The 15,789-nt window shown below is 30.9% G+C and carries 15 protein-coding genes; 9 read left to right on the forward strand and 6 right to left on the reverse strand.

The features are described 5' to 3' along the window. Positions 1–28: 28 nt before the first annotated feature. Both ABDX67_RS13480 and ABDX67_RS00755 read right to left on the reverse strand, forming a co-directional pair. Positions 29–265: a four helix bundle protein gene (locus ABDX67_RS13480; RefSeq protein ID WP_430438062.1), complete on the reverse strand. Its 237-nt coding sequence runs from the start codon at positions 263–265 to the stop codon at positions 29–31. A gap of 130 nt (positions 266–395) precedes the next feature. Next, a complete protein-coding gene (locus tag ABDX67_RS00755; protein ID WP_347172778.1) occupies positions 396–725 on the reverse strand; it encodes a HesB/IscA family protein in 330 nt (109 codons plus the stop codon). 228 nt (positions 726–953) lie between these two features. Between ABDX67_RS00755 and ABDX67_RS00760 the strand changes: the two genes are divergently transcribed. From ABDX67_RS00760 to ABDX67_RS00770, 3 genes are all read left to right on the forward strand, one after another. Beyond that, the gene (locus tag ABDX67_RS00760) at positions 954–2,582 is read left to right on the forward strand and encodes a M14 family metallopeptidase (protein ID WP_347172779.1); all 1,629 of its coding nucleotides are present in this window, start codon (positions 954–956) and stop codon (positions 2,580–2,582) included. A gap of 150 nt (positions 2,583–2,732) precedes the next feature. Next, a complete protein-coding gene (thiL, locus tag ABDX67_RS00765; protein WP_347172781.1) occupies positions 2,733–3,782 on the forward strand; it encodes a thiamine-phosphate kinase in 1,050 nt (349 codons plus the stop codon). Between the two features lie 39 nt (positions 3,783–3,821). Continuing rightward, positions 3,822–4,910: a serine hydrolase domain-containing protein gene (locus tag ABDX67_RS00770; protein ID WP_347172783.1), complete on the forward strand. Its 1,089-nt coding sequence runs from the start codon at positions 3,822–3,824 to the stop codon at positions 4,908–4,910. A gap of 11 nt (positions 4,911–4,921) precedes the next feature. Here ABDX67_RS00770 and ABDX67_RS00775 read toward each other — a convergent pair whose 3' ends face one another. After that, complete coding sequence (locus tag ABDX67_RS00775) at positions 4,922–5,716, reverse strand: alpha/beta fold hydrolase (RefSeq protein ID WP_347172785.1); 795 nt, start codon at positions 5,714–5,716, stop codon at positions 4,922–4,924. 46 nt (positions 5,717–5,762) lie between these two features. Between ABDX67_RS00775 and ABDX67_RS00780 the strand changes: the two genes are divergently transcribed. Both ABDX67_RS00780 and brnQ read left to right on the forward strand, forming a co-directional pair. Further along, positions 5,763–6,311 carry a hypothetical protein gene (locus tag ABDX67_RS00780; RefSeq protein WP_347172786.1) on the forward strand — a complete coding sequence of 183 codons (549 nt, stop codon included), beginning with the start codon at positions 5,763–5,765 and terminating at the stop codon, positions 6,309–6,311. 1 nt (position 6,312) lies between these two features. Next, positions 6,313–7,593 (forward strand): branched-chain amino acid transport system II carrier protein, encoded by a 1,281-nt coding sequence (brnQ, locus tag ABDX67_RS00785; protein ID WP_347172787.1) that lies wholly within the window; start codon positions 6,313–6,315, stop codon positions 7,591–7,593. 10 nt (positions 7,594–7,603) lie between these two features. Here the strand turns inward: brnQ and ABDX67_RS00790 are convergent, their stop codons facing one another. Both ABDX67_RS00790 and ABDX67_RS00795 read right to left on the reverse strand, forming a co-directional pair. After that, positions 7,604–8,170, reverse strand: coding sequence for a PepSY domain-containing protein (locus ABDX67_RS00790; RefSeq protein WP_347172788.1), 567 nt, complete (start codon positions 8,168–8,170; stop codon positions 7,604–7,606). A gap of 108 nt (positions 8,171–8,278) precedes the next feature. Further along, entirely contained in the window at positions 8,279–9,571 is a 1,293-nt protein-coding gene (locus ABDX67_RS00795; protein WP_347172790.1) for an aminopeptidase P family protein, read from the reverse strand. Positions 9,572–9,811: 240 nt separating this feature from the next. On the opposite strand from ABDX67_RS00795, the gene ABDX67_RS00800 reads away from it, so the two are divergent. After that, entirely contained in the window at positions 9,812–10,003 is a 192-nt protein-coding gene (locus ABDX67_RS00800; protein WP_347172792.1) for a cold-shock protein, read from the forward strand. A 76-nt stretch (positions 10,004–10,079) separates the two neighbouring features. On the opposite strand, the gene ABDX67_RS00805 is transcribed toward ABDX67_RS00800, so the two are convergent. Next, the gene (locus ABDX67_RS00805) at positions 10,080–11,357 is read right to left on the reverse strand and encodes a DEAD/DEAH box helicase (RefSeq protein WP_347172794.1); all 1,278 of its coding nucleotides are present in this window, start codon (positions 11,355–11,357) and stop codon (positions 10,080–10,082) included. Between the two features lie 171 nt (positions 11,358–11,528). Between ABDX67_RS00805 and ABDX67_RS00810 the strand changes: the two genes are divergently transcribed. From ABDX67_RS00810 to ABDX67_RS00820, 3 genes are all read left to right on the forward strand, one after another. Next, positions 11,529–14,348, forward strand: coding sequence for a VPS10 domain-containing protein (locus ABDX67_RS00810; RefSeq protein WP_347172796.1), 2,820 nt, complete (start codon positions 11,529–11,531; stop codon positions 14,346–14,348). A gap of 49 nt (positions 14,349–14,397) precedes the next feature. Further along, a complete protein-coding gene (locus ABDX67_RS00815) occupies positions 14,398–15,012 on the forward strand; it encodes a DUF6973 domain-containing protein (RefSeq protein WP_347172797.1) in 615 nt (204 codons plus the stop codon). 98 nt (positions 15,013–15,110) lie between these two features. Further along, complete coding sequence (locus ABDX67_RS00820; protein ID WP_347172799.1) at positions 15,111–15,788, forward strand: succinate dehydrogenase cytochrome b subunit; 678 nt, start codon at positions 15,111–15,113, stop codon at positions 15,786–15,788. Position 15,789: the final 1 nt, after the last annotated feature.

A 15,789-nucleotide genomic window follows, 5' to 3' on the forward strand; every position in this document is an offset into this window, starting at 1 on the left:
TCATTTAAAGATTGAAAAATTAAAAAATTTAATAAATCTCACTTCTTTTTAAATAGTTAATGAATTTTGATAATTGCTTTGAAATATCTTCAACTGCTATTATTAATTCTTTCACTTCTTTATTTTCTAGGTATCCTAGTTGTTCACAAATCCTTAATAAACTTCTAACTTCTCCGCTAGAACCTTTACTTATATATAAGAATTTTACAAATTGTTTGTTTGACTGTAATTCAAAACCTTCTGCAATATTTATCGGAATCGAAATCTGACTCTGAACTTGTTATTTTATATATGATGATTGAAAATTCAAATGCTTTTTGATACACTTCTAAATCTTCAAATCGTTTCATTTTTCAATCCTTTAATTTTTGAATCTTTCAATCTTTCAATAGTTTTTACAACGAAAAACTCTCTCCGCATCCACAAGTTCTATTAGCATTTGGATTGTTAAAAACAAAACCTGTTCCGTTTAAACCTCCAGAATACTCTAGTGTTGTGCCAACCAAATACAAGAAACTTTTTTTATCAACAATAATTTTAATAGCATTGTCTTCAAAAACTTTATCGTCTTCATCTTGATTCTTATCAAACTTTAAATCGTATGATAAACCAGAACAACCTCCACTTTTTACACCAACGCGTACAAAGTCTTTAGAAGCGTCAAAACCATCATCTGCCATTAATTCTATGACTTTTTTCTTCGCGATGTCTGAAACTTTTATCATAATTCTTATATAGATTAAATCCAAATTAGGTGCAAATATAACTACAAAATCTGATTTTCAAAGCCTTTTAACATGAATAAAACTGATTGTTTGATTGGTAAAATTAATACCTACTTCTAAAGTTGATTTAAGAAAACATTCTTTTGTTAATGAACTGTTAAAAAAATGCTATAAACTTTGTAAACAAGGAATTAAACTTACTTTTATTCCATAACTAAAACAAACCTAATGAAACGCATTTTTACTGCAATCGTATTTTTAATTGCTACTCAAATTACCGCACAAGAAAAAGCTTGGCCAGAAGATTTAATTACTGTTCCTGTGAAGACTAATTATCAAAAAACTTCTACTTATGCAGAAGTGATGTCTTTTATTTCTGCATTGCAGAAAGGGTCAGATTTATTGCATTTAGAATATATGGGAACTAGTAAAGAAGGAAAAAAAATTCCAATGGTAATTCTAGCAAACCCAAAAATTACAACTCCTGCTGAAGCGAAAGCTTCAGGAAAACCTGTTTTTTACATTCAAGGGAATATTCATTCTGGAGAAGTTGAAGGGAAAGAAATTGTGCAGCAAATTATGCGCGATATTTTATTAGGTAATAAAAAGCATTTATTAGAGAATCAGATTTTAATTTTTGCGCCGATTTACAATACAGATTCTAACGACAAAATGAAGCAAGGAAGAAGACCTTCTCAAGAAGACAGTCCGGTTGAAGTTGGAATTAGAGCTAACAGTCAAGGATTGGATTTGAATAGAGACGGAATTAAAATGGAAGCGTTTGAAACGGCAGGATTAATTCAAAATGTAATTTTAAAATGGGATCCAGAAATGTTGGTAGATTTACACACCACAAACGGAACTTGGCATGGTTACGGAATAACGTATGCACCAAGTTATCATTACGCTGGTGAAAAAGCACCTTATGATTTTACCTGGGATATTTTGTTTCCTGAAGTTACTAAAAATATCGATGAAAATTACAAAGTAAAAATTGGTCCTTACGGATATTATTCTACAAGACAAGGTTGGCCACCAACTTCAATTTACACGTATAATCATCATCCAAGATATATTGTAAATCAAATGGGATTGCGAAATAAAGTCGGAATTTTAAGTGAAGCTTTTGCACACGATCGTTTGTATGAAAGAATGAACGGAACGTATGGTTTTGTTGCAGAAATCTTAGAATTTACGCATAAAAATGGTAAAAAAATGGCAGCAATTAATGCAAAAGCAGAAAAAGACGCCATTCAAAATGTAATTGAAAATGCTGGAAAAGTTGATAAAGGTGTTCGTTATAAAATGGTTGCATTAGATAAAAAAATAGAAAATTACAGAACCTATGATTACATTCCATATGTTAAAAAAGACGGGAAGAAAGGATATTTGCGTTCTGGAAAAATAATTGACGTGCCAAATGTTACCAACTTATCAAAATTTGATGCAACAGTTAGCACAAAATTACCAAGAGGATATTTCTTACCAAAATCTATGAAATTTATTGTAGATCATTTAAGAAAACAAGGAATAAAAGTTACACAATTAAAAAGTCGTAAAAGAGCAACTGGAGAAATATTTATGGTTGATAAATTAAACAATTCTAGACGTAAATTTGAAGGGCACAATATGGCAACTGTAGAAGGAAAATATGTTGCAAAAACGCAAACTTTTAGAAAAGGTGATTTTTGGATTGACATGGCGCAACCTTTAACAAATTTAGCTTTTTACATGCTAGAACCACAATCTGATGATGGTTTAGTTTCATGGAATTTCTTTGATGAATATTTAAAATCTCAAGGTGTAGAAACAAAAACGGTTGCATATCCGGTTTTTAAATATTACTCTGTAAAATAAACCAAAAATTATGTCTATTCGAGCGTAGTCGAGAACTATAGTTTCTCAAAAGTAGGTTTCGACTACGCTCAACCAGACAAATATTTAATCATCCTTTTTAAGCATTTTTTTTTGCTATAAAAACAAATAGAATTGCTGTATCTTTGCGGCATGATTGAAGATAAAAACCAAGACAAAACCTCACTTTCTGAATTAGGAGAATTCGGATTGATAAACCATTTAACAAAGCATTTTAACACCAAGCATTCATCAACAGTAAAAGCTGTTGGAGATGACGCTGCGGTTTTAGATGCATCTGATAAACAAACGGTAATTACTACCGATTTATTAATTGAAGGTGTGCATTTTGATTTGAGTTATATGCCGCTAAAACATTTAGGTTACAAAGCGGTAATGGTAAATTTATCTGATGTGTATGCAATGAATGCATCTGCAGAACAAATTACAGTTTCTATTGCGGTTTCTAATCGTTTTCCGCTAGAAGCAATTGAAGAATTGTATTCGGGAATTCAGTTAGCTTGTAAAACATATAATGTAGATTTAATTGGTGGCGACACCACTTCATCAACAAAAGGAATGTTGATTTCTATCACTGCAATTGGTAAAGCAGCAAAAGAAGATGTTGTGTATAGAAGCGGCGCAAAAGAAACTGATTTAATTGTTGTTTCTGGAGATTTAGGTGCTGCTTATTTAGGCTTACAAGTTTTAGAAAGAGAAAAACAAGTTTTTAAAGTTGACCCTAACAACCAACCAGATTTAGATAATTACACGTATTTAATTGAACGTCAATTAAAACCAGAAGCACGTAAAGATGTTGCTGGATTGTTAAAAGAATTAGAGGTAAAACCAACTTCTATGATTGATATTTCTGATGGATTATCATCCGAAATTATGCACATCTGCTCGCAATCTAAAGTTGGGTGTAAATTGTATGAAGATAAATTTCCGTTAGATCCGCAAGTAATTTCTACTTGCGAAGAATTTAATATGGATTCTACAATGATTGCTTTAAGTGGCGGCGAAGATTATGAGTTGTTGTTTACAGTTCCTATTGCTGATTTTGATAAGATAAAAGGAAATCCAAATTTTTCTATTATTGGTCATATTACTGAAGAAAATCAAGGAATGAATTTAGTGACACGCGCCAACCAAGAAATGGAATTAAAAGCGCAAGGTTGGAATGCGTTGAAGGAAGAATAAAAAGAATTCTTCTTTTGCTTTTGCTATATTTACTGCGAAATGAAAATAAAAAAACTTATACCTTTTTTTCTGTTGCTTATTGTTTTTGGTTGTAGCAAATCAGAAAACGATGATATTTCTACTTCTGAATTAGATTGGTTTACTTTTTCTACTCCAGAAGCACAAGGAATGGATTCTAATGTTTTAAACAATGCGTATCAAAAAGCAATATCGCTTGGATTTGTAGACGGAATCATTATTTCTAAAAACGGCTATATTGTTGGTGAAAAATATTTTAACAATTATTCAGAATCTAAACCTCATAATGTAAAATCTGTATCAAAAAGCATCCTTTCTGCAATCACTTATTTTGCAATAAACGAAGGAGCTTTTGACATGAATGATAAAGTTTTAAACTTTTTTCCAGAATATAATAACTCAAGTTTAGACACAAGAATAGCAGATATTACTATTGAGCATTTACTAAAAATGCGAATGGGAATTCCAGCTGAATTTGACGACAACTACAATGTTTATACAGATTTATATAATTCTAGTAATTGGATACAATCTACTTTAGAGTTTCCTTTAAAAAATGATCCAGGAGATGCAATGAATTATAACACGTTTCAAACACATTTACTTTCTGGTATTATTACAAAAGCAACAAAAAAGAACACTTTTGATTTTGCTTCTGAAACACTATTTAAATTAATGAAAATTGATATAGATTCTTGGGAGCAAGATGCACAAGGTTATTATTTTGGCGGAAATTCTATGTTTTTTACACCAAGAGAAATGTATCTTTTTGGGAAATTATATTTAAACAAAGGAAAATTATTTAACACTCAAATTATTCCAGAAAGTTGGGTAAATGCATCTTTAACTTCTTCAACAAATTTTTCTAATTTAGAAATCGGAGCGTTTAAAAATTACAATTATGGTTATTTATGGTGGCTCGGAGAAATAAACAATTATAAATTGTTTTTGGCTTATGGTTATGGCGGACAATTAATTGCCGTTTTTCCTGATATTGATTTAATCATCATTACTACAACAGAAAATGCTGTTACACCAACAGATGCATCGAATCAAGAAGTAAAAATGTTTAATTTTATTTCTGAAAACATTTTGCCCGCTATTAAATAAAAGCAATTGTTCTAATTCCTTTTACTATTTTTTACAAATTGCTGTAAAACATCAACCAACTCAATTTTATTTTCAATATGACTCATATGTCCATCATCAAAAACAACCGTTTCTAAATGGTTATTTTTTGCTTCTTTTAAAGAAATTTCGTAATCCAATACAGGATCTTTCTTGCCAATAATAAGTAATTTTTGACATGATAAACGCTGTAAAACATGTTCTCTATTTGGTCTAATTCTCATGCCTTCTTGGCATGCAATATAACCTTGAACAGGTGTTTGCAATGCTTCTTTCAAAGCAACTCTCATATCGTCTTTAAAAGTAATTCTACTTTGTTCACTAAACAAATTCGTAAAAGACATCTGAACCATGTTTTTAAAGTTATTCTGAACTAACTTATTTGCTCGAGCTCTTAATATTTTTCTTTCATCATCATCTGCTAAAGAAGTTGAATTCATTAAACACAAACCTTTTAAGTTATTCGGATTTTTTTCTGCAAACGCCAAAGCAACATATCCGCCCATTGAATGTCCAATAATAATTGGTTTTCTAATTCGTAAATGTTTTAAAACTGCTTCAACGGCTTCTGCCATCAATTCCATAGAATGAATATATCCAATACAATCTGTTTTACCATGACCTAATAAATCGATACAAATTACTCTATTTTGCTTAGAAAGTTCTTTTGTTATGGAATTCCACATAGAAGAATTCTCTAAAAAACCATGCAAAAGCACAATTGTAGAACCTTTTCCTATTGATAAAAAAGATATTTTAGTGTTTTTATAGAGGATACTATTTTGCATTAAACAAAAATATGTATCTTTATTCAGGTATATATTATTTTTTAACATGTTTTCATCACCTTTTAAAAATATTACTAAAAGAACTGAAAAGAAGCTAACGTTTAGTCTCTTCTTCTTGTTAATTTTAAGTGCTATTGTTTTAAGATATTTTAATGCTTTTTTAGATAACGCTTCTGCTCCATACGGAATTTTCTCTTTTGAGTTAGCAGGAAACCTTGATAAATCTGTAGAGATTATCAACTCATGGTCTCCATTAGCAAAAACATATGCTGGCTTAAGTTTAGGTTATGATTTTCTTTTCTTATTGATTTACACATTATTTATTTCACTTTTAATTCATAAAATAAACCAGCGATTATGGATTGGGAAACCCTTTTATAAGATTGGTGAATTATTAATTTGGTCTATGTTTATTACTGCAATTTTTGATGCAGTAGAAAACGTTGCATTGATAAAATTATTAATTGGCAGTTATAAAGAGTATTGGTCTTCAGTCGCTCACGCTTTTGCTATTGGAAAGTTTGTTTTAATTGGTATTTCAATTTTATATCTTATTTATAATACTATTTTATTACTTTTCAAGAAATCTTCTTAAATTGAATAAAACAAAAGAAATTTTAATCGTTGGTTTTGCCCTGTTCTCCATGTTTTTTGGCGCTGGAAACTTAATACTTCCTCCATTTTTAGGAGTTCAATCTGGAGAAAGTTGGAGTTTAGTTACACTTGGATTTTTTGTTACCGCAGTTATTATTCCAATATTCGGAATTATAGCGCACGCACGTTTACAAGGCACAATGTTCGATTTTGGTAAAAAAGTATCGCCAACATTTAGTTTAGTTTACTGTTTAATTGTTTACGCTATTTCCATAACATTACCAGCACCAAGAACTGCTTCTGTAACACACGAAATGGCTATTGCTCCATTTTTCGGAACTTCATCTTTACTAACAAGCGCTGTTTATTTTGCGTTGGTTTTTGTGTTTGTAATGAATCGTTCTAGAATTTTAAACCTCATCGGAAAATTCTTAACTCCTTTTATAATCATCATTTTATTAGCTGTTATTTTTATTGGTATTACAACAAGTCCAGAAGTTATAAATCCAACAACTTTTAAAACTCCTTTTGTGAGTGGTTTATTAGAAGGATATCAAACTTTTGATGCAATTGGCGCAATTGTAGTTGGTGGCGTTTTAGTAATTTCTATGAATTTTAAAAAAGAAACTTCTTTTAAAGTGAAAAAAGAACTGATTTCTAAAGCTGGTATTGTAGCTGGAATTGGCTTACTAATTATTTATACTGGCTTAATTTATAACGGAGTTTATTTTAGTAGTTCTTTTGCAGAAAATGCAACAAGAACAGAAATCTTAACGAGTATAAGTACACAAACTTTAGGAAACATCGGTACTGCTTTTTTAAGTGTTTTAGTCGCTTTGGCTTGTTTTACTACTGGAGTTGGAATTGTAACCGGTACTTCAGATTACTTTAAAGGATTGTTTAACAACTCGCAAAAAGCATATACAATTACGGCAATTATTGGTTGTGGTTTAGGGGTTTTAATTGGCCAGTTTGATGTGCATTATATTATAGTAATTGCGCTTCCAGTTTTAATGTTTATCTATCCAATAACTATTGTTTTAATTTTATTAAATGTATTGCCAGAAAAATTAGCTTCTCCAACAATTTTTAAAGCTGTAGTTGGTGTTACCTTTTTGTTTAGCATTCCAGATTTTTTAAAGTTTATAATAAACCCAGAAAAACTAACAGGAATTCAAAGTTATATCCCATTTTCTGAACATAGTTTGGGTTGGGTTTTGCCTGCTTTATTTATTTTTACAGTTGTAAATATTTTTAAAAATTTTAAAATAAAGACGGCATAATTGATTTTTTTTATCTTCCTTTTCGCATTCTTATTGGACCTAACCATAACCAAAACCCAGTAATGGTAAATAACAATAATGCCAAACTCATTACTGTTGTATAAATCAATTTAATTGGATCTCCAGAAGTATTAAAATAGATATCTAATGCAGAGCCATCATGAATTCCTTCAACAAAATCTGATCTACGTCTTTCTACATGCAGCAAGTTTCCTGTTGCTCCATCTACTTGAATTCCGTAGTAGTTTTCAAAGATAAATTTTGCGGTTCCTTTGTTTTTTCTAATATCAATTCTATCAACAACAGGCGCTACTTCTAAAGAAATGTGGTCTTTAAAATAGGCATTTGCTTTTGTATGTAAACTATCAATTGGCAACCAGTTTTTTAATTCTGTAGAAGATCCTTCATAGGTTTTTGAAAGTAAATAATCAAAGCTGTTTTTTTTCCATCCAAGTAGTAATGCACTTATAGAAACCACAAAAAAGAAAACAAATAATGTTGCTCCAGTAATTCGATGCACTTTTCTAAAGATTCGTAAAACTTTGGCTTGTTTTTTCTTATTTGCTTTTTTACTCATGAGGCTTTATCAGAAGTAAGCGAAAATATCGAATTTAATCGAATCTTTATCTTTTTAGAAATGAAAAAAGCGAGTTCACACTCGCTTTTAACATTATTTTATGTTTTGCTATTGATTCATTAAATCTTCAATTTCTTCGGCTAAAATTGGAATATTTTGCATCAAGTTAAATGGCTCTCCTTTTTCTTGAATAACAACATCATCTTCTAAACGAATTCCCATATTTTCTTCAGGAATGTAGATGCCAGGTTCAACCGTAAAAACCATATTTGCTTTCATTGGTTTTTTTAATTCGCCATAATCGTGCGTATCTAATCCCATATGATGTGATGTTCCGTGCATAAAATATTTTTTATACGCAGGCCAATTTGGATCTTCATTTTGTACATCAGCTTTGTCAATTAAACCTAAACTTAACAATTCTGAAGTCATAATTTTACCAACTTCTTTGTGATATTCTGCCCAAATTGTTCCAGGAACTAACATTTTTGTTGCTTCGTCTTTTACTTTATTTACTGCGTTGTAAACGGCTCTTTGTCTATCTGTAAAACGTCCATTAACTGGAATTGTACGAGTCATATCAGAAGAATAATTTGCGTATTCTGCTCCAACATCCATTAGCAACATATCGCCATCTTTACATTGTTGATTGTTTTCTATATAATGCAATACACAAGCATTGTAACCAGAACCAATAATTGGCGTGTACGAAAATCCATTAGAACGATTTCGTAAAAATTCGTGCATAAATTCTGCTTCAATTTCATACTCCATAACTCCAGGTTTTACGAATTCTAAAATTCTTCTAAACCCTTTTTCTGTAATATTACAAGCTGTTTGTAACAACTCTAATTCTTGTGGTTCTTTTACGCCACGAATATTTTGCAAAATAGGAAAGCTTTTAGCCCAATTATGTGCCGGAAATTTATCTTTAACGCTTTTGATAAACCGATCTTCTCTACTTTCTAATATTACTGATTGACGGTAATGTTCGTTGGTGTTAAAATAAATTGTTTCTGCTTCAGTCATTAAATCAAAGAACACCTTGTCAAAATCGCTTAACCAATACACGGTTTTTATTCCTGATGTTTCTGTTGCTTGTTCTTTGTTTAGTTTTGCTCCTTCCCAAATTGCAATGTGATCATTAGTTTCTGTAACAAATAAAACTTCTCTGTGTTTTTTATCTAAAGCATCAGGAAATAATAGTAAAATACTTTCTTCTTGATCTACGCCACTTAAATAAAAAATATCTCTGTGTTGATGAAAAGGCAATGTGCTATCTGCACCAGTTGTAAAAGTATCGTTTGAGTTGAAAACAGCTATCGATTTTGGCTTCATTTGAGCCATAAATTTTGCTCTATTTTTTATAAAAAGTTGATTATCTATTAAATGATATTTCATAAGTGTAAGTGTTTAAAAGAACAAATGTAATAATTTATACAACGAAGATTTATGATTTACTTTGAAAGAACTAATGTAGTTTCACTATAAAGAGCGTGTAATATTCTCAAGGGTTATTGATTTTCAAATGGTTATAAAAAATAAAAAAAATGATAAATGCTAAAATAATATTAAAATAATCTGTTTATTGTTTATAAATATAGTATCTTTGCAGCTAATATTATTTTAATTATTATTACAATGAGTAAAGGTACAGTAAAATTTTTCAATGAGTCTAAAGGATTTGGATTCATCACTGAAGAAGACAACAACAAAGAACATTTCGTACACATTTCTGGATTAATCGATGAGATTAGAGAAGGTGATGAAGTAGAATTTGACTTACAAGAAGGTAGAAAAGGAATGAACGCAGTTAACGTAAAAGTTATCTAAGATATACACTTTTTTTTATTAAAAAACGCCTATCAATTTATTTGATAGGCGTTTTTGATTATAAAGTTGTTTGAAATTATCTTCTTTTACTACTATCTCTTCTAGAAGAACGATTGTCGTTTCGTTTTCTACTATTATTCCTAGGTTTTTTTGAATTATTTCTTGGAGTATGATTTTTCTTTTTTGGTTTATTAGAATTTTGTTTTCCAGGTTCCGTAGTATTATTTGGTTCAAAACCTTCAATAACTTCTGATTCTAATTTTTGACCTAATAATTTTTCTATTTGCCTTACATATTCCATTTCCTCAATACAAACAAGAGATAATGCTTCTCCTTTTGCACCAGCTCTACCAGTTCTTCCAATTCTGTGAATATAATCTTCAGGAACATTTGGTAATTCAAAATTGATAACATGTGGTAATAATGGAATGTCTAAACCACGAGCAGCAATATCAGTTGCCACTAAAACTCTAATATTATTTGTTTTAAATTGTGCCAAGGCTTTTGTTCTAGCGCCTTGACTTTTATTTCCGTGAATTGCGGCAGCAGAAATTTTACTTGCTACTAATTTTTTGGTAAGTTTATTTGCACCATGTTTTGTTCTAGTAAAAACCAACACTTGTTTCCAATTTCCATCAGAAATTAACTTTGTAATTAATGCTGTTTTTTGCCCTTTATCTACACGATATATTTTTTGATCTACTTTTTCTGCAGTAGAATTTTGCGGTGTAGCTTCTACCAAAACAGGATTGTGAAGAATTTTAGCAGCTAAGTCTTTTATTTCTTTAGAAAATGTTGCAGAAAACAATAAATTTTGACGCTTAGCAGGCATCAAACTCATAATTTTTTGAATATCTCTTAAAAAACCCATATCCAACATTCTGTCGGCTTCATCCAGCACTAAAATTTCAACTCTTTTTAAAGACAATGCTTTCTGGTTTTCTAAATCAAGTAATCTTCCTGGTGTTGCAACTAAAACATCTACTCCTTGTCTAATTGTTGCTATTTGAGCTTTTGCTTTTACACCACCAAAAACAACAGTAGATTTCATGTTTAAATACGCTCCATAATCTCTAACATTATCATAAACCTGAGCAGCTAATTCTCTTGTTGGTGTTAATATTAACGCTCTAATTGGTCTAAATTTATTACTTCTAGTAGCATCTAAAATTTGTAACATTGGCAAAGTAAATCCCGCTGTTTTTCCAGTTCCTGTTTGTGCTGAAGCCAATACATCTTTTCCTTCTAAAATTAAAGGAATTGCTTTTTTTTGAATTGGAGATGGAGTTTTATACCCTTGTTTTTCAACAGCTTTTAACAAAGCGTTGTTTAATCCTAATGATTGAAATGACATACATGTGTTTTATAAAATGACGTCTAAGAGGAATTGTCATTTAAGAGTTTATGCAAAGGTACGTTGATTTCTGTCGTATATGATAACATTTTGTTAAAACTAAGAATTGCATCCATTTAATTTTTGCTATCTCTTTTACATATACTAACTTTAACCACCAAATAACTAATCATGAAAAAAATAACTACTTTTTTTGCAGCTTTGCTTGTTGTATCGTCAATTAATGCTCAGCAAACTACTTCTGCTAATCAGATTGAAGAAGCTTTAAATCAAAAAGATGCTTTAACTCAAAATTCTATTGTAAAAGACATCAAATTTACAAACATTGGGCCAACTGTAATGAGTGGGCGTGTTGCCGATTTAGATGTAAACCCAAACGATCCAACTGAGTTTTATGTTGGATATGCTTCAGGTGGTTTATGGCACACAAAAAATAACGGGATTACGTTTACACCAATAATGGACAATTCTCAAACTCAAAACATTGGAGATATTGCTGTAGATTGGAAAAACAATACGATTTGGGTTGGAACTGGAGAAAAAAATTCATCAAGATCTTCATATGCAGGAATTGGAGTTTTAAAGTCTACCGATAATGGAAAAACATGGGAAAATGTTGGACTAACAGATTCGCATCACGTAAGTAGAATTATCATCAACCCAAACAATTCAAACGAAGTTTTAATTGCTGTAATTGGTCATTTATATTCTTCGAATAAAGAAAGAGGAATCTTTAAAACAATTGATGGCGGTAAAACCTGGAGTAAAAAATTATACATTGATGAAAATACTGGTTTTATTGACATAGAACCTGCACCAAATAATTTTAATGTTTTATATGCTGCTTCTTGGGAACGTGATAGAAAAGCATGGAACTTTATTGGAAGCGGTTCTAATTCTGCTATTTACAAAAGTGTTGATGGTGGAGAAAACTGGAAAAACATTTCTGGAAACGGTTTTCCTACTGGAAGTGGAGTTGGTAGAATTGGTTTAGCTGTTTATGATGAAAACACCGTGTATGCACTTCACGACAGTCAATTTGAGTTTAAAGAAACGAAAGGAAAAAACAATCCGACAGCGATTGCTCTAAACAATCAAATATTTCAAAATATTACTTCAGAAGAATTTGTAAAACTAGATAACAAAGAAATTGACACTTATTTAAAATCTCTTGGTTTTCATGAAAAATACAGAGCTTTAAACATTAAAAACTTTGTACAATCTAGTGCTTTATCACCAGGAGAAGTTCCTGCTTTTTTACAAAGCACTCAAGCCGTTACCGCTGCAGCGGTTACTGGTGCAGAAGTTTTTATGACCACAAACGGTGGTAAATCTTGGAAAAAGAAAAATAAAGAAAAATTAAGTTTGTATTCTTCTTATGGATACTATTTTGGAGAAATCAGAGTTGATCCACAAGATAAAAATGCTATTTATATTTTAGGAATTACTTTACACAAATCTAAAGATGCCGGACAAACATTTACATCAATCGGAAGAGAAAATGTACATGCAGATCATCAAGCTTTTTGGATAAACCCAAAACGGTCTGGACATTTAATTAATGGAAATGATGGTGGAGTTAATATGAGTTATGATGATGGAGAAAGTTGGAGCAAATTAAATTATGCACCAGTTGGTCAATATTATTCTGTTTTTGCAGACAATGAAAAACCATATAATGTGTATGGCGGACTTCAAGACAACGGAGTTTGGTACGGACCAAACAATGCAAGAATTGATAAAAGATGGGAAGGCTCGGGTCAAAACCCTCATAAATCCATTCTGGGAGGAGACGGAATGCAAGTTCAGGTTGATAGTAGAGACCATAATATTGTGTATACAGGTTCTCAATTTGGAAGTTATTTTCGTTTAGATTTAGGAAAAGGAACACGTACTTACATCACACCAAAAAGTAAAGTAAAAGGAGAAACTTTTCGTTTTAACTGGCAAACACCAATTTTATTATCGCCGCATAATCAAGATATTGTATATTTTGGAAGTAATAAATTACATCGTTCTTTAAATCAAGGAAACGAATGGAGTACTATTTCAGATGATTTAACTTCTGGAGAGAAAAAAGGAAATGTAGCGTACGGAACACTAACAACAATTAGCGAAAGTCCTTTTAAATTTGGAATGATTTACGTGGGTTCTGATGATGGTCATGTAAACCTAACAAAAGATGGTGGAAATTCTTGGCAAAATATTTCAAGTTCATTTCCAAAAAACTTATGGGTTTCTAGAGTGATTGCATCAGCACATAAAAAAGAACGTGTTTATGTTACATTAAATGGGTATCGTTGGGATGATTTTACATCATACGCATACATGTCTGATGACTATGGTGTAACATGGAAAAATATTGGAAATAACATTCCTACTTCTCCAGTAAACGTAATTAAAGAAGATCCAGAAAATGAACATATTTTATACTTAGGAACAGATAACGGATTATATGTTACTTTTGATAATGGAGGTTCTTGGCATCCATTTAGTAACGGATTTCCAAATGTTGCTGTTCATGATTTAGTGATTCAAAAAAGAGATAAAGATTTGGTTGTTGGTACGCACGGAAGAAGTATCTATAGAGCAAACATCTCAAAATTGCAAAGCTTTAATTCTTACAAATCAAAAGCAACTCATTTATTTGATATAGAAACTATTAGATCTTCTTCTCGTTGGGGAAGTACTAGATGGGGAACACCATTTACTCCAGAATTAGACATTTCTGTATTCTCTAGTTCTGCGAAGAAAATAAAAGTTTCTGTGTATGCAAACAACGTATTGGTAAACTCTTTTTCTGTAAATGCAAATAGAGGCTTTACGTCATTTAAATACGATGTTTCTTTTTCTAAAAGTGGAAAAAGAGCTTTTGAAAGAGCAAACAAAAAAATTAAATTAAAAGAAGCTCAAAACGGAGTTTTCTATTTACCTAAAGGAAAATATACTGTAAAAGTTGATAACGAAGAACAAACATTAGAAGTAAAATAATCACTTGTCTTTTACAGTAACTAAATTTAGAAGTCAGTACTTTTATCTTATGAAAAAAGTACTGATTTTTTATTGCTTTCTATCTAGCCTTAATAGTTCTTCTCAATCTAATTGGCAGCAGTTTAAAAAACTATCTTGTGTAGAAAAAACGTGGGTTGTTTTTCATCCTTTTAAAGCAAAAAAAGCTTTTAACATTTCCGAAGAAGCTAGAAGAATTACAGACTCAGTTGCAAAAACATCCTTATTAGATGGCGATAAAAGCGGTGGACAAGTTGATGCTTTTCGTCATGCTTATTGGATGGCGCGTTTGCGCCAAGAAATTGGAAAAAATGCGGCATTAAAACTTGGGAAAGCACATGAAAAAAGCAACTATCAGCAGTATAAAAAACATCAATTAGAAGATGGTGAAAATCCTGATGAAGTTTCTTCAGAAATGGATTTATTTAACAATGCTGTTGGTGTTACTTACACGAAAAAAGGAGTTGCGTATCCAAAAAATGGATTGATTTATAGAATTGTAAACGGCATTTTGGCGGGCAATTATAAAGTGATTAAAAAAGATCAAAACCGAAATTATCTAACTTGTGATGATGAAATAATTGCTAAAAAATCTCTAAAAGGAAAATGGAAAAACGACAAATGTTTGATAAATTCTAACTATTAATTATTTAAACAAATTCTAAATACTACAGAAAACAAAAAAGTTGTTTGTTTAAGCTTATCAATAGATGTAAATTTGTACCAATTCTTAACTAACAAAAAATGAGCGGAATCTTAAATTCTTCGATTGCCAGAAAGTTTGCCATGGCACTTTCGGCTTTCTTTCTTATGTTTTTCTTATTACAACATTTTGTAATAAACGTAACTTCAATATTTCCAGACAACGGAGCAACTTTTAATAAGTTGTCTCACTTTATGGGAACCAACGGACTTATCCAATATGTAATGCAGCCAGTTTTAATTTTTGGTGTTGTATTTCATTTTGTAATGGGCTTTGTTTTGGAAATAAAAAACAACAACGCAAGGACAATTAAATATGCTAAAAACAACGGAGCAGCAAATTCTACTTGGATGAGTAGAAATATGATTTGGTCTGGTTTGGCAATTTTAGCTTTTATTGTATTGCACTTTATCGATTTTTGGTTTCCAGAAATCAATACCAAATTTATCCAAGGAGATTGGTCTGGAATGCACGATGGACAACTACGCTATTTTCACGAATTACAAGAAAAATTTGTAAACCCTGCGCGAGTTGGAGCCTATGTTGTTGCTTTTGTATTCTTAGCATTACACCTTTTACACGGATTCAATTCGGCTTTCCAATCTGTTGGAGCAAATAATAAATATACTAAAGGATTGAAAACTTTTGGTAAACTATATGCAATCTTAATTCCGTTAGGATTTATTGTTATTGCTTTATTTCATCACTTCAATCACTAAT

Origin of the sequence: Polaribacter uvawellassae, from assembly GCF_039748955.1 — a bacterium.
Lineage (GTDB): Bacteria > Bacteroidota > Bacteroidia > Flavobacteriales > Flavobacteriaceae > Polaribacter > Polaribacter uvawellassae.